At 69.4% G+C, this 20,783-nt stretch carries 27 protein-coding genes; 8 read left to right on the top strand and 19 right to left on the bottom strand.

All coding sequences use genetic code 11. The features are described 5' to 3' along the window. Positions 1–131 precede the first annotated feature (131 nt). From Q0044_RS03660 to Q0044_RS03605, 12 genes are all read right to left on the bottom strand, one after another. Entirely contained in the window at positions 132–968 is an 837-nt protein-coding gene (locus Q0044_RS03660; protein WP_298159713.1) for a flagellin, read from the bottom strand. Positions 969–1,107: 139 nt separating this feature from the next. Next, positions 1,108–1,395, bottom strand: a complete 288-nt coding sequence (locus tag Q0044_RS03655) for a flagellar protein FlaG (protein WP_298159711.1) — start codon at positions 1,393–1,395, stop codon at positions 1,108–1,110. Between the two features lie 116 nt (positions 1,396–1,511). After that, positions 1,512–2,345 (bottom strand): flagellin, encoded by an 834-nt coding sequence (locus Q0044_RS03650; protein WP_298159708.1) that lies wholly within the window; start codon positions 2,343–2,345, stop codon positions 1,512–1,514. A 285-nt stretch (positions 2,346–2,630) separates the two neighbouring features. Beyond that, positions 2,631–2,759, bottom strand: a complete 129-nt coding sequence (locus Q0044_RS03645) for a hypothetical protein (protein ID WP_298159705.1) — start codon at positions 2,757–2,759, stop codon at positions 2,631–2,633. Between the two features lie 28 nt (positions 2,760–2,787). Then, positions 2,788–3,231 (bottom strand): hypothetical protein, encoded by a 444-nt coding sequence (locus Q0044_RS03640; protein ID WP_298159703.1) that lies wholly within the window; start codon positions 3,229–3,231, stop codon positions 2,788–2,790. Beyond that, complete coding sequence (locus Q0044_RS03635) at positions 3,228–3,611, bottom strand: M15 family metallopeptidase (RefSeq protein ID WP_298159700.1); 384 nt, start codon at positions 3,609–3,611, stop codon at positions 3,228–3,230. The genes Q0044_RS03640 and Q0044_RS03635 overlap by 4 nt, the downstream gene beginning before the upstream one ends. Then, positions 3,608–3,898, bottom strand: a complete 291-nt coding sequence (locus Q0044_RS03630) for a hypothetical protein (protein WP_298159696.1) — start codon at positions 3,896–3,898, stop codon at positions 3,608–3,610. Before Q0044_RS03630 ends, Q0044_RS03635 begins: the two co-directional genes overlap by 4 nt. Further along, positions 3,891–4,073 (bottom strand): hypothetical protein, encoded by a 183-nt coding sequence (locus tag Q0044_RS03625; protein WP_298159694.1) that lies wholly within the window; start codon positions 4,071–4,073, stop codon positions 3,891–3,893. The genes Q0044_RS03630 and Q0044_RS03625 overlap by 8 nt, the downstream gene beginning before the upstream one ends. A 5-nt stretch (positions 4,074–4,078) precedes the next feature. Beyond that, positions 4,079–5,527: a DUF2793 domain-containing protein gene (locus tag Q0044_RS03620; RefSeq protein WP_298159692.1), complete on the bottom strand. Its 1,449-nt coding sequence runs from the start codon at positions 5,525–5,527 to the stop codon at positions 4,079–4,081. Positions 5,528–5,805: 278 nt separating this feature from the next. Then, on the bottom strand, positions 5,806–6,543 hold the full coding sequence (locus Q0044_RS03615; protein WP_298159690.1) for an anti-sigma factor: 738 nt from the start codon (positions 6,541–6,543) through the stop codon (positions 5,806–5,808). After that, positions 6,540–7,097 (bottom strand): sigma-70 family RNA polymerase sigma factor, encoded by a 558-nt coding sequence (locus tag Q0044_RS03610; protein WP_298159687.1) that lies wholly within the window; start codon positions 7,095–7,097, stop codon positions 6,540–6,542. Before Q0044_RS03610 ends, Q0044_RS03615 begins: the two co-directional genes overlap by 4 nt. Before the next feature lie 75 nt (positions 7,098–7,172). Next, positions 7,173–7,646, bottom strand: coding sequence for a DUF4112 domain-containing protein (locus Q0044_RS03605; protein ID WP_298159685.1), 474 nt, complete (start codon positions 7,644–7,646; stop codon positions 7,173–7,175). 66 nt (positions 7,647–7,712) lie between these two features. On the opposite strand from Q0044_RS03605, the gene Q0044_RS03600 reads away from it, so the two are divergent. Continuing rightward, entirely contained in the window at positions 7,713–8,690 is a 978-nt protein-coding gene (locus Q0044_RS03600; protein ID WP_298159682.1) for an endonuclease/exonuclease/phosphatase family protein, read from the top strand. On the opposite strand, the gene Q0044_RS03595 is transcribed toward Q0044_RS03600, so the two are convergent. The 6 genes from Q0044_RS03595 to Q0044_RS03570 all read right to left on the bottom strand — a co-directional run bounded on the left by Q0044_RS03595 (position 8,665) and on the right by Q0044_RS03570 (position 13,522). Further along, positions 8,665–9,864 (bottom strand): CCA tRNA nucleotidyltransferase, encoded by a 1,200-nt coding sequence (locus tag Q0044_RS03595; protein WP_298159680.1) that lies wholly within the window; start codon positions 9,862–9,864, stop codon positions 8,665–8,667. The two genes, Q0044_RS03600 and Q0044_RS03595, sit on opposite strands and share 26 nt — an antisense overlap. Further along, the gene (locus Q0044_RS03590; protein ID WP_298159678.1) at positions 9,861–10,526 is read right to left on the bottom strand and encodes an NUDIX hydrolase; all 666 of its coding nucleotides are present in this window, start codon (positions 10,524–10,526) and stop codon (positions 9,861–9,863) included. The genes Q0044_RS03595 and Q0044_RS03590 overlap by 4 nt, the downstream gene beginning before the upstream one ends. Further along, positions 10,523–11,086: a DUF1285 domain-containing protein gene (locus tag Q0044_RS03585; protein ID WP_298159676.1), complete on the bottom strand. Its 564-nt coding sequence runs from the start codon at positions 11,084–11,086 to the stop codon at positions 10,523–10,525. Before Q0044_RS03585 ends, Q0044_RS03590 begins: the two co-directional genes overlap by 4 nt. Before the next feature lie 18 nt (positions 11,087–11,104). Continuing rightward, entirely contained in the window at positions 11,105–11,596 is a 492-nt protein-coding gene (locus Q0044_RS03580; protein ID WP_298159674.1) for a GNAT family N-acetyltransferase, read from the bottom strand. Positions 11,597–11,663: 67 nt separating this feature from the next. After that, entirely contained in the window at positions 11,664–12,434 is a 771-nt protein-coding gene (locus tag Q0044_RS03575) for an enoyl-CoA hydratase (RefSeq protein ID WP_298159672.1), read from the bottom strand. Continuing rightward, the gene (locus tag Q0044_RS03570; protein WP_298159669.1) at positions 12,431–13,522 is read right to left on the bottom strand and encodes an MBL fold metallo-hydrolase; all 1,092 of its coding nucleotides are present in this window, start codon (positions 13,520–13,522) and stop codon (positions 12,431–12,433) included. Before Q0044_RS03570 ends, Q0044_RS03575 begins: the two co-directional genes overlap by 4 nt. Before the next feature lie 129 nt (positions 13,523–13,651). Here Q0044_RS03570 and Q0044_RS03565 point away from each other — a divergent pair, with 129 nt between their 5' ends. The 7 genes from Q0044_RS03565 (at position 13,652) to Q0044_RS03535 (ending at position 19,571) form a co-directional block, all read left to right on the top strand. Next, positions 13,652–14,614 carry a hypothetical protein gene (locus tag Q0044_RS03565; protein WP_298159667.1) on the top strand — a complete coding sequence of 321 codons (963 nt, stop codon included), beginning with the start codon at positions 13,652–13,654 and terminating at the stop codon, positions 14,612–14,614. 114 nt (positions 14,615–14,728) lie between these two features. Next, positions 14,729–15,652 carry a hypothetical protein gene (locus Q0044_RS03560; RefSeq protein WP_298159664.1) on the top strand — a complete coding sequence of 308 codons (924 nt, stop codon included), beginning with the start codon at positions 14,729–14,731 and terminating at the stop codon, positions 15,650–15,652. Positions 15,653–15,777: 125 nt separating this feature from the next. Then, entirely contained in the window at positions 15,778–16,572 is a 795-nt protein-coding gene (gene xth, locus Q0044_RS03555; RefSeq protein WP_298159662.1) for an exodeoxyribonuclease III, read from the top strand. Between the two features lie 15 nt (positions 16,573–16,587). Then, complete coding sequence (locus Q0044_RS03550) at positions 16,588–17,103, top strand: hypothetical protein (protein WP_298159659.1); 516 nt, start codon at positions 16,588–16,590, stop codon at positions 17,101–17,103. Positions 17,104–17,180: 77 nt separating this feature from the next. After that, positions 17,181–18,086 carry a cobalamin biosynthesis protein CbiG gene (locus tag Q0044_RS03545; protein ID WP_298159656.1) on the top strand — a complete coding sequence of 302 codons (906 nt, stop codon included), beginning with the start codon at positions 17,181–17,183 and terminating at the stop codon, positions 18,084–18,086. A gap of 18 nt (positions 18,087–18,104) precedes the next feature. Continuing rightward, a complete protein-coding gene (locus tag Q0044_RS03540; protein WP_298159655.1) occupies positions 18,105–18,908 on the top strand; it encodes a hypothetical protein in 804 nt (267 codons plus the stop codon). 141 nt (positions 18,909–19,049) lie between these two features. Further along, positions 19,050–19,571 (top strand): hypothetical protein, encoded by a 522-nt coding sequence (locus Q0044_RS03535; protein WP_298159652.1) that lies wholly within the window; start codon positions 19,050–19,052, stop codon positions 19,569–19,571. 85 nt (positions 19,572–19,656) lie between these two features. Here Q0044_RS03535 and Q0044_RS03530 read toward each other — a convergent pair whose 3' ends face one another. Continuing rightward, on the bottom strand, positions 19,657–20,757 hold the full coding sequence (locus Q0044_RS03530; protein ID WP_298159651.1) for a pyridoxal phosphate-dependent aminotransferase: 1,101 nt from the start codon (positions 20,755–20,757) through the stop codon (positions 19,657–19,659). Between the last annotated feature and the right edge of the window lie 26 nt (positions 20,758–20,783).

Genomic DNA, 20,783 nt, shown 5'->3' with positions numbered 1-20,783 from the left:
AGCGAGGCCATGATCTTCCCGAAGTCGCTTATCCAGTCCCTTCTGGCGTTGTACGGGTTCGGCGACAGGGCGCATCAGCCGCGCCGCCGCCCCTCCCCCGTCGTGATCGGCCACCGGTCCGGCAGCCGCTTTTAGCCCTGGAACAGGCTGAGGATGATCTGCGGCGCCTGGTTGGCGATCGACAGAGCCTGGGCGCCGAGTTGCTGTTGCACCTGCAGGGCCTGGAGCCGCGCGCTTTCCTTGGCGAGGTCGGCGTCCACCAGATTGCCGATGCCCGATTCGATCGTGTCGGAGAGCTTCGCCACAAAGGTGTTGTGAGCCGAAATCTGCTTCGACTGGGCCCCGATGTCGCCGAGCGACTTGTTCAGGTTGTTGATCGAGGCATCGAGCTTGGAGAGGGCCGTGGTCGAGCCGGTCAGGGTCAGGAGGCTGTCGCTGAGGCCGAGCGTAATGATCGAACCGCTGAGCGAGAGATTCTTGCCCGAGAGGGTGATGAACTGGGTCGCGCCGGCATTGGCCAGGAACTTCAGGCCGTTGGTCAGGGAACCGTTCAGGATATTGCCGCCGTCGAAGGAGGCGTTGTCGACTGCCGACTTGATGGAGCGCAGCAGGGCTTTGAAGTCGGAGTCGAGCAGCTGACGGGACTGGGTCTTAAGCGACATGTCCTTGGCCGCGACGACCTTCTCCTTCAGCTGGTTCAGCAGATCCGAGATCGATTCGCCCGCGGCCACGGCGACGTCGGCGATCGAGGTGGCTCGGTCGAGGCTCTGCTTGACGGCGGAGAGGGCGCCGAGGTCGGCGCGCTGGCCCTGGGCGATGGCCCATACAGCGGCATTGTCCTTGGCTCCCTGGACCGTCAGCCCGGTCGAGATGCGATTCTGGACCCCGGTCAGGTTGTCGTTGGTTCGAGACAGGTTCTGCAGCGCGACAGCGGCGGCGGCATTGGTGTGAACGCTGTTCGTCGTCATAGGTCTTCTAGCCCCGGGTATGTTCGCCGACAGGCTAGGGCTGCAACAGTCACCGTATGGTTAACGGCGGTAAACCACGACGATTAACCGCGTCGGGCGGGCCCGAGCGGTTCAGTAGGCTGGTCCGGCGTCCGAAGCCTCAGGCGCTGGTGTCGATCAGTCCGCCGGCGGAATACCCGCCGTTTTCCGCCATTCGCAGGACCTGTTCCCTCGGGAACTGGCGGACGACCTCGCCGGTTGCGCCGTCCAGGGTCTTGTAGATGAAGGTGCCCTGGGTGGGACCTTCCTCGATGACCAGACGGTACCTTGCGGCGTCTTCAGCCTGTTGCGAGGCGGGGTTCCTGTCTGAAGTCTCGCCCGTATCGACCGAGACAGCGACCGGCTGAACTGCGACAGCCGGTTCCACAACGGCCGGAACGGCGACCAACGGAGCAACGCTTGCGATTATCGGTTTTGCATTGGTGTCCATGACTCCTCACGCCGCTTGTCCGGCGTCCCTGTGAACGGTCGGGCGGGGCCGCGGCCCCGCCCTCCCATTTATGCTTACCTGAACAGGCCGAGCAGGATCGAAGACGACTGGTTGGCGATCGACAGAGCCTGCACACCCAACTGTTGCTTGGTTTGCAGCGACTGCAGTCGAGCGCTTTCCTTGGCCAGATCCGCATCGACCAGGTTGCCAATGCCGTTCTCGAGCGCGTCCGACAGCTTGCCGACGAACGTCGCGTGGGTGTCGAGCGCCTTGGCGCCGGTGCCCAGGCGAGCCAGGGACGCGGAAACCTTGTCGATCGAGGCATTGACCAGACCCAGGGCCGTGGTGGCCAGGGTCGAGGTGCCGATGGTGGTGGTTGCGGCCACGGTCACATTGGTGCCGCCCAGCGACAGGTTTTCACCCGCCACCTTGATGGTCGAACCAGCCGTGTTAGACAGAGCCTTGTAGCCGCCGGTGCCGGTCGAGTTGTCCAGCAGGTTCACGCCGTTGAACTTGGCGTTGGTGACCACCGTGGTGATCTGGTCGCGGATCGCCTTGAAGTCTTCGTTCAGGGCGGTGCGAGCAGCGGTCGTCAGAGACTTGTCGGTGGCCGAGAGGGCCTTTTCTTTCAGCTGCAGCAGCAGATCGGAAACCGATTCGCCCGCTGCGATGCTGACGTCCACGGCCGACGAGCCGCGCGCCAGGCTGTCCTTGACGGCGCCCAGGGCGTTGACTTCCGAACGCTGGCCCTGGGCGATAGCCCAGACAGCGCCGTTGTCTTTTGCGGAGTTGACCTTCTTGCCGGTGTTGATGCGGCTCTGGACGGTGCCCAGTTCCGAATTCGTTGCCTGAAGGTTTTGCAGGGCGACCAGAGCGCCCGAGTTCGTGTTCACGCTATTCAAAGCCATGACCGATAGTCCTTGTTTCAAGGTGTTCGACCGTCATTTTGACCGTCGAGAGCATTTTGCTCAGGAGCCTGAGAAGCAATCGGCGGGCCAGCCGTCGCAATTTCGACAATCAGGCAAGCTGTTGAAACAGCTACGGTACCTTGCCTTAACCACGCCTCTCGCCCGGCAGGTTTTGCCGTTTCAGCGGCCGGACGGCAGGAAATGCCGGGCGCCCGGCAGGTTTTGCCGGGCGATTGGTCCGGACGAACCCAAAACACCCTGACGAAACGGACGAAACGGACGAAGTCAGTGGCGCCTCGCGGTCTCTCCCGCTGCCCGTTCGGCCAGGAGCGTCTCCACCGCCAGCCGTCGGGCCGTGTCGCAATCGGCGATCTGGCGGCCGCGCGTCATGTAGCCGGCCTCGAGATCACCCACGGTCGGAGCGTCCGGAAGGTGGTACAGCTCACACGGCCGGCTCGCGATCATCGGCAGGGTCAGGCGCGGCGGGGCAACCGATGAGGTGGGGCGCGAGGCGGCACAGCTCGCGGTCATGGTCGCGCAGGCGAGCAGCGCGATCGGCAGGCAGGGGCGTGGTGGAATCATCGGCGGTTCTCGCAGTCTGGATGGATCGGGCGGTGACGCGTTCCAGCGCCACGGCGGATTGAACGGCGGCCTCAAGGCGGGCGACCTGACCGGCCTGGCCACGAGCCTCCGCCGACCGGGCGGCGGCCTCCTCGACCGCCGCAGCGGCGGACGCTTCGGCGCGGTCGAGGCGTCGGCGACCGAGGTCGAACGGGTCCCAGCGGAAACCCAGCCCGCCGAGGACGAGGGCGACCGCCACGGCGCCGGCCAGGCCGAGACCCAGCCATCCGGTCGGCGTCAGTGTCCGGAGGAAGGGAGGCGTCACGGGAACGCCCTCCGATCCAGCTCGAAATGCGGACCGTCACGCAGGCGCGGCCAGTCCCCGCCCCAGACCACAGCCACGCCCCTGATCTTCGCCGCCGCCTTCACGGCCTCGGCGATGGGCGGATAGAGCGGCCAGTCCCACCGGAGCGCGCCGTCGACCACGGCCGCGACATCGACCGCGTGGCCGGTGATGTGGCGGGAGTTCAGGGTGCGGCTTGCCCCGGCGCGGACCAGGGCCGCCTGCCGTTCCGGTGTGCGCAGGCCCTCCGTGACCATGAAGTCGACGGGCGTGGTCAGAATGGCCGCCTCCAGGACACCGACCAGGGCGGGATGGACGCCCTGAAGCCTGGCGCGGGAACGGACGGAGAGACGAAAGCTCATCGCGCCCCTCCGTCGGCGAGGCGCAGGCGCAGATTCACCAGCAGGGCGACCAGCTGCTGGGCCGTCGGCGCGACCAGATAAAGGATCAGGGTCAGGGCGAGCAGCGACATCAGGCCGGAGGCCACCGCCGGGAGGGCGGCCGGCTCGGTGCGGTGGACGACGGCGGACAGGGATCGCCAAAGGGCGAAACTGGCCGCGAAGACATAGAGCCGGCGCCATAGCCACTGCCCCTCGGCCAGGGGTGGCGAGGGTGGTTGGGGCGGGGATTGGGGGTTGTTCTCAATCATTGTCGGAGTCCTCGTCGAGGGTGGGATGGCTCCAGAACCAGTCGGGCCCGGCGGCGCGGCGGCCTTCGTCGCGAGACAGGCGGCGCGGGAAATCCAGCGCGTCGATGTCGAGCAACGGGCTGAGGCCGTCGCGGGTGGGGTCGTCGAAGCCGGGGTCGGCGTCGGGGCGCGGCATCGGCCTCATCCCTGGATCAGGATCTGGACGACGCCGCCCGATCCGGCACCGCCCGGTCCGCCGGAGCTGATCCCCGCACCCCCGCCGCCGCCACCGGCGCCGTAGTCTCCGCCCGCGCCGCCTGCGAGGCCCGCGCCGGAGGTGACAGCGCCCGCGCCGCCGCCCCCGCCTCCGGCGGCTCCGAGAATCGAGACAGGGCCCGATCCGGCCAACCCAGGTGCCGAGACCGCCCCCGCGCCGCCCTCGCCCGGGCAGGTCAGGGTGCCACCGGAGCCGCCTGCCCCTCCGGCCCGCGCCACGGTCGATGCGTCGAGCCCGCCGCCTCCACCGCCGCCGCCCGGGGCTGCCGCGCAGATCAGGCTCTGGCCCGCGCCCGCCGTCGCGGTCGCCGAGGCCGCACCGCCGCCATTGCCGCCGGTCACACCAGGTCCGGCCGCGCCGCCTGCCCCGCCCGAGGTCCCGGGCTGACCCTCGGCGCCGCCGCGCGCGGTGAGCAGGATGATGCCGGACGCGGTGATCGTGGTGTCGCCGCCCGACGTCCCGGATGCGCCACCCGCGCCGACGGTGACCGTCAGGTCGCCAGGCAGATCCTCGACCCGCCAGATCGCCTGGGACAGGCCGCCCCCTCCCCCGCCGCCGCCGCCCTGACGGACGCCGCCGGGTCCGGACGCCCCGGCGCCGCCACCACCTCCCCCGCCGAGCGCCGTGACGATGAGCAGTCGGGCCCAGTCAGGCGGGGTGAAGTCGCCGCTGGTCATCAGACGAACGGTCTCGGTCCGGGTCGCGCCGCGGGCGAACCAGACGCGGGCGTCGTCCCTGTCGATGCGGAGGGCTTCGGTCCAGGCCGAGCCGTCGGGACTGACCTTGAGCCTCAGGTCGTCGTCGCCGATCAGGCCCAGTTCGGCCCGGCCGCCGTAGCCGCTCTGGAACAAGAGCGACAGAACGTCGGCGGCCCCGTCCTTGTTGAAGGTGAAACGCAGGTCGCCGTCGCCACCCTCGCCCGACGAAAGGGCCGTCCACAGGGCCTTGTTCAGCTTCGCCGCGAAGGGGTTGTCCTCATCGCCCCGTGTGTTCAGTCCGAACCGCCGGAGTTCCCGAACTTCGGCCGGGAACGGGGCCCAGCCGCCTTCTCCGCGCATGACGAGGGCGCCCTCGTCGAGCACCACGGCCAGGGTCCCGGTCGGGGCGGGCACGCGGGTCCAGCCGCCCAGTTCGGCGCGGACCAGATCGCCCTCCGACCACCCCGACCAGACAGGGCCGGCCGGGGTCGCCGGCAGGATGTAGAGGGCGCCGTCCTCCGGTTCGGCGGGCTGGGCCGCGGCCGTTCGGCTCAGCACCGCTGTCTGGGCCAGAGCGTCGAGCCGTGTGAGGGCCTCGTTGACGGTGACGTGTTTCTGCAGCTGACCGGCCGCCAGATAGGGCAGGTCCAGTCGCGCGCTCTGGTTCGAAGGCATTTCGATCTCCGTTGGATTACGGAGATCAGTGTGCGGGCACCCCGGAGGCCCGCGCGTTCAAAGGCTATAAATAGAGCCGGCCCTTGAATTCATTGGGGTCCTGGGTCGATCCGTTGATGGGTATCGCCGGGTGCGAGAGGTGCGGGGAGACCGATGGAAGGGCTGGGAGGCCTCCCCGCTTACCGGATCGCGGTCGTCAGGACCCACGACGTCGCCTGGGCGGCTCCGAAACGATCCATTCAATCAATCTACGGGGAATTCGCCGTCCGGGATGCGCCTTAGAGGGACTGGAGTTCGCCGGTGGCGACGACCGGGCCGTCGGGCTTGTCGCCGGCCGGGGTGTGACCCGGCGCTTCCATCGAGATGGCGACCGCGACCGCCTGGCCCGCCGTCGAGGCCAGGACGTCGGTGAGATGGTGATGCGAGGCGGCCGATCCGTCGATGGCGCCGATGAGCTGGACCCCTGCCTGGCCCGGCTTGACCAGCCACAGGTGGGGCACCGCGGTGACGCCGTTCATGGCCTGTGTGGGGGCGATGAACAGATTGCCGGTCGCGCTGTCGTAGGCCAGGGCGACGACGGGGGTCCCGCCGTCGGTCGTGGCGATGGTGGCGACGCGGGTCACGCCGCCGGCCGGAGCCGCCTGAACGATGGGCGCGGGGGCCGGGCGGGTGGCCAGCAGGGCGACGGCGACGAGGCTGGCGGCCAGCAGTCCGGTCGAACCGAGGGCCCAGGCGCGCCAGAAGCCGGCGCGGTTGTCGTTGGCCGCATCGGGCGCGACGACGGGCTCAGCGATGCCGGCCTCGACCCGGGGCCAGACGCGGGCGGACGGCTGGACGGGCGGAATCTCGGCGATGAACCCGGCCAGTTGCTCGTTCCAGACCTCGACCTCGGCGGCGAAGGCGGGGTCAGAGGCCTGGCGGGCCTGGGCTGCGCGCTCCTCGGCGGGGGACAGGACCCGCAGGGCCAGCTCTCCGGCCAGGGCGCGGTCTTCGTCTTCGGTGGGACGGTCGGTCATGATTCGAGGCAGCTCCTCAGCCTCAGCAGCCCCCGGCGGATCCAGCTCTTCATCGTGCCCAGAGGCACGTTCTCGCGGCTGGCCAGGGCGTCATAGGTCACGCCTTCCATGAAGGCGGTGCGGATCACGCCGCGAACCTTGTCTTCCAGGGTGTCGAGACAGGCATTCAGACGACCCACCTCATCGGTCGTCTCGATCACGTCCGAAGCCAGGGGGGCGGCGTCGGCGAGGTCGTGGGCGTCCTCTACGGGCGCGGTCCGGCGCATGGGCGCGGCCGAGCGCAGTCGATCGATCGACCGGTTTCGCGCGATGGTCACCAGCCAGGTGATCGGGCTGGCGCGCGAGGGGTCGAAGGTCGAGGCCTTCCTCCAGACGGTGAGATAGGTGTCCTGCAAGACGTCCTCTGCCAATTGGCGGTCAGCCAAGATACGCAGGCACACGCCCAATAGCTTCGCGGAGGTCGCTTCATAGACGATCCTGAAGGCGGCCCGGTCGCCTGCGCCCGCGTTGCCGAGCGCCACGGCCAGTTCGTCTCGCGTCAGCATCGGGGTCATTCAGGCGTCCGGGGGCGGTCTCGATCGGCGGGACTAGGGCTCGCCCCGCCCGGTTCGTCAAGTGAAACAGCGGCTTCAGTCGTGCAGATAGACGATCCGTCGCTTCTTCGGATCGGCCTTCATGGCCGCGACGTGCCGGTCGTGGTCGCCGGAGGCGCGCGCCTCGCGCTCATTCGCCTCGACCCAGTGGGTCGACTCGATATCCTTTTGCAGCGCCTTTGCCGCCATCAGGTGCCCCGGGAAGAAGAAGTCGACCACGTCAGGAGCGAAGGGCACAGCCTCGCCCACCAGGGTGGTGGCGCTGTCGACGCCGAGATAGCCGATCATCCGCAGCAGGGTGCCGGGTGTGGCCCTGGCCCGCGCCGCCTGGATCAGCAGCCAGCCGCCGGCTCCGACGCTGTAGACCGTTCCCACGACCGGGATCCAGGTCAGCAGGCCGTCCAGACCGATGCCGAAGGGACCGAAACCGACGGCCCGGTCGGAGAGCTTCTTAACGCCCTCGACATTGGACCAGATCTTCTCGATATCCCCGATGGATCGCTTCGCCATTTCGCCCTCCAAACGACGGGTCAACGCGCCACATCGACCCGTGTTCATCATGGATAGCAAGTCTCCGTGACTGATCGTTTCCGTTCACATGTGCGTTTGGCGGCCCGGATCATCCTGGCGCTGGCGCTGACGGTGCCGCTGGGCATCGCCGGGGCGGCCCTGAGCGGGATCGGGCATCGGTGGGTCGACATCCTGGCGCAGTTCACGGGCCCTGCGCTGATCGCGGCGGTCGGCGGGCTGGCGGCGGCAGGCCTGTTGCGGTCGAGGATCCTGATCGGGGCGGCCGTTGTTGTCTGCGGACTGGTGCTTGCAGCAGGAGCGCCGCAATGGGCACCGTCGCGCGGAGAGGCCGAGGCCGAGGCCGGGAGCAAAGGCTTCAGCCTCTATTCGGCCAACCTGCACGCCCTGAACACCGACGTGGAGGCGATGGCGACCTCCATCGCTGCGGCCGATGCGGATGTGGTGGTGCTGATCGAAGTCGGAGATGCCCCGGCGGCGGCGATTGACCAGGTGCTGACGGGCTATCCCTATCGGGCCGCCAACATCCGGATGGACCGCCCCAGCGGTGCGGCGCGGTCGATCATCGCCTCGCGCCGACCGCTACAGGACATTGGTCTGGTCGTACCCGGCCTGTCCGTCGTCGGCGCGGTGGTCGAGACCCCGATCGGTCCCGTGACGGTCGCGGGCGTGCACATGACCCGGCCGTGGCCCTATCAGATCCAGTGGGAGCAGATCCGGCAGGCGGAGGGGCTGTCGGCGTGGGCGCGGTCGATCGCGGGACCGGTCATCGCCGCCGGGGATTTCAACAGCGTCTCGAGCGCCCGGATCGGCAGGATCATCAAGCAGGACGGCGGACTGATCCCGGCACCGGGCTGGCCGGGGACCTGGCCCACGCGGCTGCCCGCCATCGCCGGCATCACCATTGACCAGGTCTGGCGCACGCCTGATCTGGCACTGGTGGACCGGCGACTGGGCCTGCCGACGGGCTCGGACCACCGGCCGGTCATCACCCGCTTCGTCAGGACGGCGTCGCCAGCCGCGTGAGCCGTTGCTGGTGGCCGTCGGCGGGGAAGTCGTCGGCGATCCATCCGGCCTCGAAGGCCTTCAGGATGCGACCGTGTTCCGGGCCGGGTTCGACGCCGAGTTTGGCGAGGTCATGACCACCGACGGGCATGCGAGGGATGGCCCAGCTGTCGATCAGGGCCAACGCCGACGGCGTCTCTGCCCCGGGCCGGATCGCCCCGCCGCGCCGGATACGGTCACCGACGGCCTCCTTGCCGAGGCGATAGATCAGGGCGCGCAGTTCACGCTCGTCGGTCTCCGGATCGAGCGGTCCTTCGGCAGCGGCGGCCAGGCGGGTCTCCATGGCCCTGGGCAGGCGCAGGCCGCGCGCGATGACGGCCACGGCGGGAGGATCATCCGGCAGCAGGGCGGACAGACGCAGGACCGGGTCGTCGCCGGCCTCGCAGATCCTGTCGAAGGCCGCGAGATCGCCGACGGCGGGGAACAGGCGGTTCAGCACCCCGGCGTTGCGCATCGCATGGACAGCGGGGCGCGGATCCGGGGCGGCGAGCAGTTTCAGCAGTTCCTTCGAAACCCGCTCCGCCGACAGCCGCGCCAGCCCATCGGCGTGAGCGGCGCAGGCGGCGAGGCCTTCGGCGTCGGGCTCCGAGCGGCCGTACCAGGCGAAGAAGCGGAAGAAGCGCAGGATGCGGAGATAGTCTTCCTCGATCCGCGTCGTCGGATCGCCGACGAAGACGACCCGGCCGGCCAGGGCGTCCGCCACACCCTGCCCGGTGGGATCGAAGATCGCACCTGTCCGGTCGGCGTAGAGGGCATTGAGGCGGAAGTCGCGGCGGGCGGCGTCCTCGGCCCAGTCGTCAGTGAAGGCGACCACGGCGCGACGGCCATCCGTCTCCACGTCACGCCGCAGGGTGGTGATTTCGTAGGGCTTCTTCCCCGAGACGGCGGTGACCGTGCCGTGGGCCAGGCCGGTCGGCACGACCTTGATGCCGGCCGTCTTCAAGGCGGCCATCGAGGCCTCAGGCTTCAGCCGGGTCGCGATGTCGAAGTCATCGACGGGTCTTCCGACCAGGGCGTTGCGGACGGAGCCCCCGACGAAGCGCGCGCAATCGGAGCCGCCCGCCGCCTCCAGCGCGTCGAAGACGGCGACGGTGGCGGGACTGGTCAGCCATGACTGGTTTTCCAGTCGCGTCACGCCGCGTCCTCCGCCGCCGAGGCAGGCAGGTCGGGCTCATCGCCGTACAGCCGCGCGCGCAGGCCCCGGATGATCCCGGCCGTCGCACCCCAGATGTATTGCTCGTTCCACGTCATGGCCCAGAACCAGCGTTTGACCCCGGCGGGCGCCTCGAGATGGTCGCGGCTGTGGTTGGCCGGATCCATCAGGAAGTCCCACGGCGTCTGGAAGATCTCGGCCACCTCGGCGGGCGAAGCGGTCAGGGTCGGCAGGGTGTCGATCCAGCCGATCACCGGGGTGATCAGATAGCCGGTGCCGGTCTCATAGGCGTCGGACAGGCCCAGCACGGTGACCGCTGCGGGGTCCAGGTCCACCTCCTCCCGGGCCTCGCGCAACGCGGCCTCGACAGCGGTCTCGCCCGGATCCAGCCGGCCGCCGGGGAAGGCGACCTGTCCGGTGTGTTTGGCCAGGCTATCGGCACGGCGGGTGAGCAGGACACGCGCCCCCTCGGCGTCGGCGATGACGGGGATCAGGACGGCCGCGGGCTTGAGCGGTCCGGGCGTCCAGCGCGTGGCGCCGGGATTGAGGTCGAAGTCGGAGCGAACGGCGCGCGTCTCCGCCCGCCAGCCCCCGGCCGGGGTCAGTCTTTCGACCAGACGGTCCTTCAGCGTCGCATGGCTCATTCGACGCCCGCTCCCGGCGGGCCGAGCGGGAACCAGACGCCGCCGGACTGGACCTGCAGCCGCCCGTCGTGTTCCTCGGCCCTCTCGACCAGGTCGTAGAAGACGGTCCGGACGATCCGGGCTTCAAGGCCGGCGCGGACATGAACGCGGGGCGCGGGTTCGCCGGTCGCAGGGTCGGTGTCGACGACGATGGGGTGCTCGGTGCCCGCACGCGTCTCGTCGCCCACGTCGGTGGTGAAGACCAGGTCGTCGCCGTCGCGGACCATCGTTACGGCGCGGAACGGCAGGTCCTCGACCTCGATCCGCATCTTCTCGACCGGCGTGACCAGATGATAGCCGTCCGGGTCTCGGCGCAGGACAGTCGAGAAGAGCCGCACCAGCTCGGCCCGCCCGATGGGCGAGTTCTCGTGCATCCAGACACCGTCCCTGCGGATGACGATGTCGATATCGCCGCAATGGTCCGGATGCCACAGATGGACGGGCGGCAGGCCCCGCCCGGGAGCCTGTTTCGCTGCGGCGGCGACCGCGGCAAGGCCTGATGATGGTTCCGGACCGCTCATGGTCCTGACTTAGGACGCTCAGGCCGGAAGGGCGAGACCCGACGGCACCGCGCTGGTGATCGGGAGCCACAGGACCCGGCGGGGGTCGGCCGGTCCGGGCAGGCGGACGCCGGACGCGGGCTGAAAGCCGAAGCGCTGGAAATAGGGCGGGTCGCCGACGAGCAGGACGCCGGCGACGCCCTGGTGCTGGGCCTCGCCGATACAGGCGCCGACCAGATCGGCGCCGAGGCCGCCGCTGCGCGCATCCTTCGCCACGGTGATGGGACCGAGGAAAAGGGCGTCGAGGCCGTCGACCGAGATAGACCACAGGCGAACCGAGCCGATCAGCCGGCCGTCTTCGCGTGCCGTGAAGGCAGCCGCCATATGTGCGGTCTCGCGGATTCGCTCGGCGGTCTTGGCGAACCGACCCGGGCCGAAGGCGGCCATGACCAGGGCGTCGACCTCGTCACGGTCGGCGTCGGTCTCCGGCGTGATGCGGAGGCTGCGGGCGAGGACGGGCGCGAGGCTCATGGCGCGGGCGCTTAGGGGCAATGGGGGGCGGGATCAAGGCAAAGCTCCCTCTCCCCCGGGGAGAGGTTCAGCCGAAGTTGGGCGCCCGCTTCTGGCTGAAGGCCATGAAGGCCTCCATGGCCTCGGGGCTGGACATCTGCGAGCCGAAGGCCTCGCCCTCGCGCTGCATCAGGGCCCACAGGGCCTCGGCGTCGCGCATCAACCGCTTGGTCTTGCGCAGCGAATTGGGCGCGCGGGCGGCCAGTTTCGCGGCCAGGCCGTCGGCGACGGCGTCGACCTCGGCGGCCGGAACGGCGCGACTGGCGAGGCCCCAGGCCAGGGCGGTCCTGCCGTCGATGGGCTCGCCGAGGGCGAAGATCTCGAAGGCGCGCTGATGGCCCAGCACCTGCGGCAGCAGCAGGGACGAGGCCGCTTCGGGCGCCAGGGCCAGGTTGATGAAGGGGGCCGACAGAAGCGCGTCCTCGGCCACCACAACCATGTCGCAGTGGAGCAGGAGCGTCAGGCCGATGCCCACGGCCCGGCCTCGCACGGCGGCGACCACCGGCTTGTCCATCTCGGCGAGGGACTTGAGGAACCGGAACACCGGCGCATCGACGACCTGTCCGCCGCCGCCCTGCGAACCCAGGGCGATGAAGTCCGCGATGTCGTTGCCGGCGGAGAAGCTGTCGCCCTCGGCCTTGAACACCAGGACGCGGACGGCGTCGTCGGTGCGGGCGCGGTTGGTCGCCTCGGCCAGAAGGGCGTACATCGCCTGGGTGATGGCGTTCTTCTTCTCGGCGCGGGCGAAGGTGACCGTCAGGACGCCGTTCGACAGTTCGGTGCGGATGGGGTCGCTCATGCGGTCTCCGTTTGGGTGAGGCTCCACCAGTCCACGCCGTCGGCGTCGCGTTCGCGGCGCACGCGGCCCTGACCGGCCAGATAGTTGAGGTGGGCGATGGCCTCGCCCGTCGCCATGCCGAGGATGCCGTCGCCGACCGGGCGAGCAAACAGGGAGGCGAAGACGTCGACCGCTCGCTTCGGCTCGCGCAGCGTCCGCTCCAGCCGTTTCAGCGACACGGTGTGACCCCGTTTCAGAGCCTCGATGCGCGGCAGGACCCCGGTGAAGGGGTCGCCGTGGCCTGGCAGGACGAAGGTCCCCGCCGGCAGCAGGTCGCCCAGCCGGTCCAGCGACGTCATCCAGTCGTCGAGCGGATCGGCCAGGGGCTCGGTCGGCCAGACCGAGATGTTCGACGAGATGCGCGGCAGAATCTGGTCGCCGGAGATGAAGACATTGTCCGACCTGCGCCACAGACAGGCATGCTCGGGACTGTGGCCGTTGCCGATGACGATGGTCCAGTCCTCGCCGCCGATGGACAGGACCTGCCCCCCGGTCAGGCGCTCATAGGTCGAGGGCATGTGGAAGACGCCCTTGGTGAACCGGCCGTAGCTTGAGCGCCAGCCGTCGATCTGCGCCTCCGTCCACCCGGAGGCGCGCCAGAAGATCGCACCGGCCTCGGGGGCCGGGCCGTTGTCGGCGACCAGCATCCGGCCGGTGACATATTCCAGCTGGGTCATCAGCAAGGGGGCGTCGAACCGCTGGCACAGCCAGCCCGCAAGGCCGATGTGGTCGGGATGCATATGGGTGCAGATGACCCGGGTCACCGGCCTGCCGCCCAGGGGGCCGGCCAGGGCCGCCTCCCAGGCCGCGAGGGACTCCGGGGTGCGGATGCCGGTGTCGACCACCGCCCAGCCGTCGCCGTCCTCGATGGCGTAAACATTGATGTGATTGAGCTGCATCGGCAGGGGCAGGCGCAGCCAGAGGACGCCGCGCGCCGCCTGGATCGCCTCGCCGGGGGCCGGCGGCGCGCCCAGCGGATAGGTGAGACCCCGCAGACCGTCACCGCCGGTCTCGGCCTCGCCCTCGCTTGTGATGACGCCGTCCGCCAAGTCCGTCTCCAATCGCAACGCGCCTGACCATAGGCTCAGGAGGGCCAGCGCGTCCAGCGCCCGGTCTTGACCTCGTCACGACGGCTCGCCAAGGCTTCCGGACAAGTTTCAAGGAGAGTTTCCGTGTTCATGAAAACCTTGGCGGCCGTCGGCGGCGCCGCAATGATAGCGATGGCGGTCGTCGCGCCGGCTGCGGGCCAGGACACGAACAGCGGCGGGACGGGCTACGGCCAGCCAACCCCGGACCCGAGCACCATCGCTCCGACGTCCCGGGCCAATCCCGGCCGCACGCCGCGCCAGGAACGCCAGCGGGCGCCGGCCCCGCCTACTCCGGAAGAGAATATCGCAGCCGCCCAGGCCATCGCCACGTCGGCGTCGGTCGCGTGCCAGGTCAACCAGGCCAATTTCCTCGGCCAGACTGCCGAAGGCGCAAAGTCCTATGAAGCCGCATGCGCCACAGGCCCGGGCTACATCCTGATCAGCTCCGCTCCGCCCCTGGCCGTCGACTGCGTGCTGCTGGCCGGTCAGGCCGAGATCGACCGCGCCCGCGACCCGCTCGCCGACGTCGGCACACAGTGCGTCATCCCCCAGAACCTCGACATCGTCCGCGTCGTCTCGGCCTATGCGGGCGAGGCCGGCATCGCCTGCGTCGTTGACCAGGGCGCCTCCATCGGCAAGTCGAGCGAAGGCAATCTGATCTACGAGATCGGCTGCAACGGAGCCGACGGTTACTGGATCGAGAAGGTCGCGACCGGCTGGAAGGCGACCGAATGCGCCATCATCTCCACGCAGAATGCGAACTGCCGCTACTCGACGCCCGCCGAGCTTGCCGCAACGTTCAAGAGCCGCCTGGCCGGCAGCGAAGCCGCGTCCTGCGACGTGACCGAGGGCCGCTACATGGGCGCGAACGCCAACGGCGCCTTCTGGGAAGCCAAATGCGGCGCCGGCAACGGCGTGATTGTGCGCTTCAACCCGGAATACGCCGTGCAGCAGGTGTATCCCTGCGAGACCGCCCAGCGCATCGGGGGCGGCTGCCGGCTGACCATCGTGCCGGAGATTCCGGCCGCCGCCGCACCCGCGACGCAAGAGTAACCGGACCCGCACCGGCGAGCGGAAGGCTCGCCGGTGCGGATTTCCGGCTCCGGGAGGCTTGACCAACCGGGATCGTCGGACCAACGCTCGGCGGGCCGATCAGGAGCAGTCGCCGTGTCGAAACATTTCCCCCTCGCAGCGTTCGGAGCCGTTCTCGCGGTCGCCCTGTCGACGCTGACCGCCCTTCCCGCCTCCGCCCAGGACCCGGGATCGACCGGCATGCCCCAGGATCCCGGCGCCACGCCGGCGCCTGCGGAAGGCGGGGCCCGCGCCACCGCGCCCCTGGCGACCTCGGGCCCCGCCGCCGCCATGGCGGCGCAGCGCATCGCCAACGCAGCAGGCCTGACCTGCCGCGTGGTCGAGGCCAATGTGATCGGCCAGACCACCGACCGGCAGCGCGTGACCTATGAGGCGGCCTGCGCCGCCGGCCCCGGCTATATCCTGGTCAACTCCATCCCGCCCGAGGCGCGCGACTGCGTGTTGCTGGCCGGTCAGGCGGAGGCGGATCGCGCCGCCAATCCCAATGCCGACGTCGGCGTCCAGTGCGTCATCGCCCAGAACAAGGACGTCGCCCGCGCCATAGCCGGCTATGCCGCCGAGGCCGGCATAGCCTGCACGGTCGACGCGGGCGTCCCGCTCGGACGCACTGCCGAAAACACCCTGATCTACGAGGTCGGATGCGCCGGTGTTGACGGCTACCGGATCGAGAAGACGGCGACCGGCTGGAGCACCACTGAATGCGCGATCATCGCCAGCCAAAATTCGACCTGCCGCTTCTCGACCCCCGAGGAAGCGGCCGCGACCCTGAAGGCCCGGCTGACGGGCAGTCCGGCGTCGGAGTGCGACGTGACCGGCAGTCGTTACATGGGTTCGGCGGCAGGCAATCGCGTCTATGAGGCCAAATGCGGCGCAGGCGGCGGCTATGTCGTGATCTTCTCCCCCCGGTTCGAGCCGCTGAATGTCTATCCCTGCGAACAGGCCCAGCGGATCGGCGGCGGCTGTCGGCTAACCACGGTCGCGGCGGCGCCAGCGCAGTAAGGGGCACTTGCCGGGGCATCCTGGTCCTGCCCGGCGGGCGCGCGGCGCTTGCCGGGGCATCCTGGTCCTGCCCGGCGGGCGCGCGGCGCTTGCCGGGCAGGGCGACGCTGCCTAGGCTCCGTCCGATGCGCATCGCCACCTGGAACGTCAACTCGGTCAATGCCCGCCTGCCGACCGTGCTCGCATGGCTGGAGGCGGCGCAGCCGGACGTCGTCTGCTTCCAGGAGATCAAGACGGTCGACGAGAAGTTCCCGAGGGAGCCGTTCGAGAGCCTGGGCTACAACGTCGAGGTCTATGGCCAGAAGTCGTACAACGGCGTGGCCCTGCTCTCGAAGTTTCCGGTCTCGGACGTGCGACGCGGCCTGCCGGGCCTGGACCTGCTGACCGAGGATGCGGAGGATCAGGCCCGGTACATCGAGGCAGTGATCGAGGCGCCCCGCCCCGTCCGCGTCGGCGGGATCTACCTGCCCAACGGCAATCCCATCGGGACCGAGAAGTTCGACTTCAAGATGCGCTGGATGGCGCGCCTGAACGCCCACGCCCGTGATCTGCTGGCACTGGAAGAGCCCTTCACCCTGTGCGGCGACTACAATGTCATCCCCACGCCCGAGGACGCGAAAACCCCGTCCGCCTGGGTCAACGACGCCCTGTTCCAGCCGGAGAGCCGCGCCGCCTTCCGGGCGCTGAAGGGCCTCGGCCTGCATGAAGCCGGGGAGCTGGGCCGCCAGCCGCCGGGGACCTACACCTTCTGGGACTATCAGGCCGGCGCCTGGCAGAGGGACAACGGCATCCGCATCGACTTCCACCTGCTGTCGCCCCAGGCGGCCGACCGGTTCGTCGGGGTCGAGACCCATCGTGATGCCCGCGACATGGAAAAGCCGTCCGACCACGTGCCGGTCGTGATCGAGCTCGCCGACTGATGGGCGAGGCCCAACATGGGTGAGGCTTTGCGCGTCATCCTGCTGGTGTCGCTGGCCGCCGCCGCCCTGACCACCGCCGCCCTGACGCTGAACTGGTGGATGGAGCCTGAGCGCCGGCTGCGTCGGGCCATGCTCAAGTCGCTCGGGTCCGTCGCCGAAGCCGAGGCGATCTCGGCGATCGAGGGCCGCGCCGCCGGCCTGGATTTCCAGGGCGGCCAGATCGCCGTCCTGTGGGACCGCGGCGCGCATGGTCTGGTCTACGCCTTCGACGAGGTGGAGGGCGGCGAGGTCATCGTCGACGGCCACGTCGTCGCCCGGGTCCGGCGCGGCGAGCCCCGGAAGGCGCTCGATGTCATGGCCCCGGATGCCGAACTGGTGACCCTGCGCCTGCTGTTCGCCGACGCCCGCTATCCGGAGTTCGAACTGGCCCTGTGGAACGCCATGGCGCCGGGTCATGCGGGGTCTCCGCCGGAGGCCATGAGGCTCGGCCGGCGCTGGCTGTCGCACCTTGAGGCGCTGCTTAAAGCCTGATCGCCCTTTCGGCGAAGGCCGCCGGGCGCTAGAAGCCCTCACCTCTGTATCGCCTGCTGCTTTTGAAGGAGCCCGCCGTGGCCCGCCTGTTCGACGCCTATGTGATTGCCGACTGGACCGCCGCCGAAGGCAAGAAGCTGGGCGAGAACTCGGTCTGGATCGGCGTGGCCAAGCGCGACGTGCGCTTCCGCCTCTATACAGAGACCCACAATGTCGCGACGCGAGCCGAGGGCGAGGCCCTGCTGAAGACGATCCTGGCCGATCACAGGAAGCGCGGCGACCGGGTCCTGGTCGGCTTCGACTTCTCGCTGGGCTATCCCGTCGGCACGGCCGGACGCCTCGGCCTGACCGAGACCCCGGCCTGGTCCGCGATGTGGAAATTCATCGCGGCGAACGTCGTCGACAAGGCCGACAATACCAACAACCGCTACCAGGTCGCGGCCAAGATGAACCGGCTGATGACCGACGAGGCCTGGCCTCTGTGGGGGGCCCCGGCCAAACAGGCCCAGCGCTGGCTGACCACGACCAAGCCGCCGCAGGGTACAGGCGACATCCTCGAATTCCGCGCGACCGAGACCGCCGTGCGCAAGGGCAAGCTGCAGCCCAAGTCGAACTGGCAGATGCACGGCGCGGGCGCGGTCGGGGGACAGACCCTTGTCGGGATCCCGATGGTGCGCCGGCTGCTGGAGAGCCTCGGCCCGTCGGGTGCCGTCTGGCCACTGGGCACCGGCTGGCGGACGCTGGACCCCGCCGATGTGGAACCCCTGTCGGTGCTGGTCGCCGAGGTCTGGCCGTCGATGTGGCCGACCACCGCCGCCGAGGGCGAGTTCAAGGACCAGGCCCAGGTCCGCACCACGGCTGAAGCCTTCGCCCTGATGGACGAGCGCGGCGAACTGTCGACCGCCTTCGGACCGAAAAAGGGAACCGACGAGGCCCTGATCGCACAGGTGCAGGACGAAGAGGGCTGGATTCTGGGGGTCTGACCACCCTAGGGTCTGGCCATGCGTGCCGCCTGGGCCATCCTTTTCGTCGCCACCGCCTTGCTGGGTGGGTGCGCCAGCACATCGACCTTCAACGCCCGGCCAGCCGCAGAGGCGAGAACCGGAGCCTGCGAACAACGCACCGCAGAGGTCTTCGCCATCACAGGTGAAATCGACGCGGCGTTGTCACGCTGCGTCCGAGAGACTTTCGCCGGAAGCACACGCGAGCTCGTGCTGGATTCGAACGGCGGAAGCGTCGAGGCAGCCCTCGACATCGCCGGGATTCTCGAGGGCCGGGGTCTGACGATGCGGGTCGAGGGCGAATGCAACTCGTCCTGCGCCAACTATTTCCTGCCTCTGGCCCGGCGGATCGAGTTCTCGCCCCGGTCCATCGTGCTGCTCCACGGCAGCATTGATCCCTGGACCCTTGACCGCTTCCGGTCGCGCAAGTCGGAGTTCATGGCCTTGCAGGCCAGGATTGGACGGAGTGTTGAAGACGCGGAGATCGCCTTCGCCGAGGCCATGGCCAGGACGGAGACCACGGCGACGCGACAGGCGGAATTCGCGCAGCGCCATAACGTGGCGCCCGGCTGGCTGCTGTACCGGACCCCCGGTTCGGCCGATGTCACAGGACTGGACCACGAACCCACTCAGTCACGCGCTATTCTTGTCGAGGAACGCATGATGCGATCCTGCCTGCCCGGCGTAGAGATCGCGCCCTACCAGCAGGCGCTGACCAAACGCTGGCTCCGGTCATACAGGCGGCTCGGCCTGCTCTGGGAGCGCATCGCGCCGAGTGGCCGGACGGTCTGTCGCCTCCCATGACACCGGCGTCATCGCGCCCGGGCCCCAGACGGGGCGCACCCGTCTGACGAAACCGGTCTCCAACCATCGGCGGGCTGGACCCGCGTCCGGGCTTGGTGAACAGTGGAGATCTGACACATCGACGATCACGGAGGGAAGACGATGCGCTCGATCATCTTGGCTGCGGCCTGCACGGCGGCATTGGTAGTCACTGGCTGCAGCCAGGCCGAGAGCTCAGTCGACGCACCAGCCTCGGATGCGTCCGCGACCGCTCCGACCGCAGGGGTTGCAGCGGAGCCCGCCGCCAAGCCTGCCGCAGCGCCGCCCACACCGACCGGCCCGACCTCGGCCAAGCCGCCGGCCCAGACTGCCGGCTACACCCCCGTGCCGATCAGCGCCGAGGACAACCCCGGCCGCGCGCGCCAGATCCGCTGCCAGGTCGGGACAGCCCCTGAGACCAACTGCACATTCACGCCCTTGTTCGGCGACGGCAGCTTCCAGCTGGATGGCCCGGACATCGCCCTCCGCATGGTGATCTCGGACGGCGAAGGCGGCCTGTTCGAGGTCTTCGGCCCCGATGAGCGCGTTCCGATCGGGGGGACCTATCGTCGCGACAAGCGCGACAGCGCCTGCTGGATCGCCAATGAAGACACCCCGGCCCCGTCGCCGGTGTGCGCGCGCTAGAGCCTGATCGCTCTCGCACATAGCTGGCGCCTGACTCACCGAATTGGCGGAATCGCGTAGCGATTCCTCCTCAACGGATCAGGCTTTAGACCGCACGTCCCAGCCTGAGAACGGCCTCGCGCGCCCTTCGGTTTTCTTCCGGCAGGCCGAGGGTGACGCGGGTCCAGTCCGTCAGGGGCGGATTGGCGCGGCCGACTATGATGCCCTCGGCGGCGAGGGCGGCGGCGAGTTCGGCGTGCGGGCGGCCGGACCTGAAGAACACGAAGTTCGCCCGGGATTGCGTTCGGGGCCAGCCGCGTGCGTCGAGCTCGGCGTGCCAGAGGTCGCGCTCACGCGCTGTCTCTGCCGCGACCCGGTGGACGTGGGCCTGATCGGTCAGGGCCGCCGTCGAGGCCGCAAGGGTCAGCTGGTCCAGACTGTGCGGCGCGCCCACGCCTTTGGCTTTCAGCTCCGATGCGAGCGCGGCCGGGGCGACGGCGTAGCCCGCCTGCAGGCCCGCCAGTCCATAGACCTTGGCCAGGGTGCGGAACACGACCAGGTTGGCGCCGTCACGCACCAGCCCGACCGCCGTGCGTCCCGCGAAGTCGTCGGTGTATTCGAGGTAGGCCTCGTCAACGATCACCAGGGTCTTCGCGGACGCCTCCAGCAGGTAGGCGCGCAGCGCGGCCGGATCGCTGACCGTGCCGGACGGATTGTGCGGATTGACGAGGAACAGGGCCTCGGTGCGGTCTTCGAGGGCAGCGAGCAGGGCTGGAAGGTCGTTCTCCAGCCGGTCGTTCAGAGGCACGCCGACGATCCGGCCGCCCACCGCAGCGGCCGCGTCAGTGAAGCCTGCGTAACCCGGCGCCGAATAGACGAAGCGGCTGGCCGCCCCGCCCTTCAGAGCCAGTTGCAGGCCCAGCGGCGCCAGGACCTCGCCGAGAATGATCTGGTCCGGGTTTACGCCCTCAAGCGCTGCGATGACGGCGATCAGATCGTTCTGTTCCCCCTCGACATAACGGTTCACCCGGCCGAGCGCGGAGCGGATGGCCGGCTCGACCGTCGGCGAAGGTCCCCAGGGGTTCTCGTTCAGGCTCAGCCGGATCGGCGCCGACGATGTCTGGCGGGCTGTCGCCGGCGCCGCGCTCCCCAGAAGCGCGGCGCCGGCCAGCCCCGTCCCGCCGCCGAGGAGGAAACGGCGGGACAAGCTGGAAGTCGGGGTCACGGCGGACC

The sequence above is a fragment of the Brevundimonas sp. genome, assembly GCF_027484365.1.
Classification (GTDB): Bacteria; Pseudomonadota; Alphaproteobacteria; order Caulobacterales; family Caulobacteraceae; genus Brevundimonas.
The sequence above is the reverse complement of the archived record's forward strand: the minus strand, read 5'-3'. Positions and strand labels throughout refer to the sequence as shown.

Coding starts and splice junctions, on each gene's coding strand:
- Q0044_RS03660 (WP_298159713.1), bottom strand. CDS start 968: ATGACGACGAACAGCGTTCACACCAATGCCGCCGCCGCTGTCGCGCTG.
- Q0044_RS03650 (WP_298159708.1), bottom strand. CDS start 2,345: ATGGCTTTGAATAGCGTGAACACGAACTCGGGCGCTCTGGTCGCCCTG.
- Q0044_RS03635 (WP_298159700.1), bottom strand. CDS start 3,611: ATGAGCTTTCGTCTCTCCGTCCGTTCCCGCGCCAGGCTTCAGGGCGTC.
- Q0044_RS03630 (WP_298159696.1), bottom strand. CDS start 3,898: ATGATTGAGAACAACCCCCAATCCCCGCCCCAACCACCCTCGCCACCC.
- Q0044_RS03625 (WP_298159694.1), bottom strand. CDS start 4,073: ATGCCGCGCCCCGACGCCGACCCCGGCTTCGACGACCCCACCCGCGAC.
- Q0044_RS03620 (WP_298159692.1), bottom strand. CDS start 5,527: ATGCCTTCGAACCAGAGCGCGCGACTGGACCTGCCCTATCTGGCGGCC.
- Q0044_RS03615 (WP_298159690.1), bottom strand. CDS start 6,543: ATGACCGACCGTCCCACCGAAGACGAAGACCGCGCCCTGGCCGGAGAG.
- Q0044_RS03610 (WP_298159687.1), bottom strand. CDS start 7,097: ATGACCCCGATGCTGACGCGAGACGAACTGGCCGTGGCGCTCGGCAAC.
- Q0044_RS03605 (WP_298159685.1), bottom strand. CDS start 7,646: ATGGCGAAGCGATCCATCGGGGATATCGAGAAGATCTGGTCCAATGTC.
- Q0044_RS03590 (WP_298159678.1), bottom strand. CDS start 10,526: ATGAGCCATGCGACGCTGAAGGACCGTCTGGTCGAAAGACTGACCCCG.
- Q0044_RS03585 (WP_298159676.1), bottom strand. CDS start 11,086: ATGAGCGGTCCGGAACCATCATCAGGCCTTGCCGCGGTCGCCGCCGCA.
- Q0044_RS03580 (WP_298159674.1), bottom strand. CDS start 11,596: ATGAGCCTCGCGCCCGTCCTCGCCCGCAGCCTCCGCATCACGCCGGAG.
- Q0044_RS03575 (WP_298159672.1), bottom strand. CDS start 12,434: ATGAGCGACCCCATCCGCACCGAACTGTCGAACGGCGTCCTGACGGTC.
- Q0044_RS03565 (WP_298159667.1), top strand. CDS start 13,652: ATGAAAACCTTGGCGGCCGTCGGCGGCGCCGCAATGATAGCGATGGCG.
- xth (WP_298159662.1), top strand. CDS start 15,778: ATGCGCATCGCCACCTGGAACGTCAACTCGGTCAATGCCCGCCTGCCG.
- Q0044_RS03550 (WP_298159659.1), top strand. CDS start 16,588: ATGGGTGAGGCTTTGCGCGTCATCCTGCTGGTGTCGCTGGCCGCCGCC.
- Q0044_RS03540 (WP_298159655.1), top strand. CDS start 18,105: ATGCGTGCCGCCTGGGCCATCCTTTTCGTCGCCACCGCCTTGCTGGGT.
- Q0044_RS03535 (WP_298159652.1), top strand. CDS start 19,050: ATGCGCTCGATCATCTTGGCTGCGGCCTGCACGGCGGCATTGGTAGTC.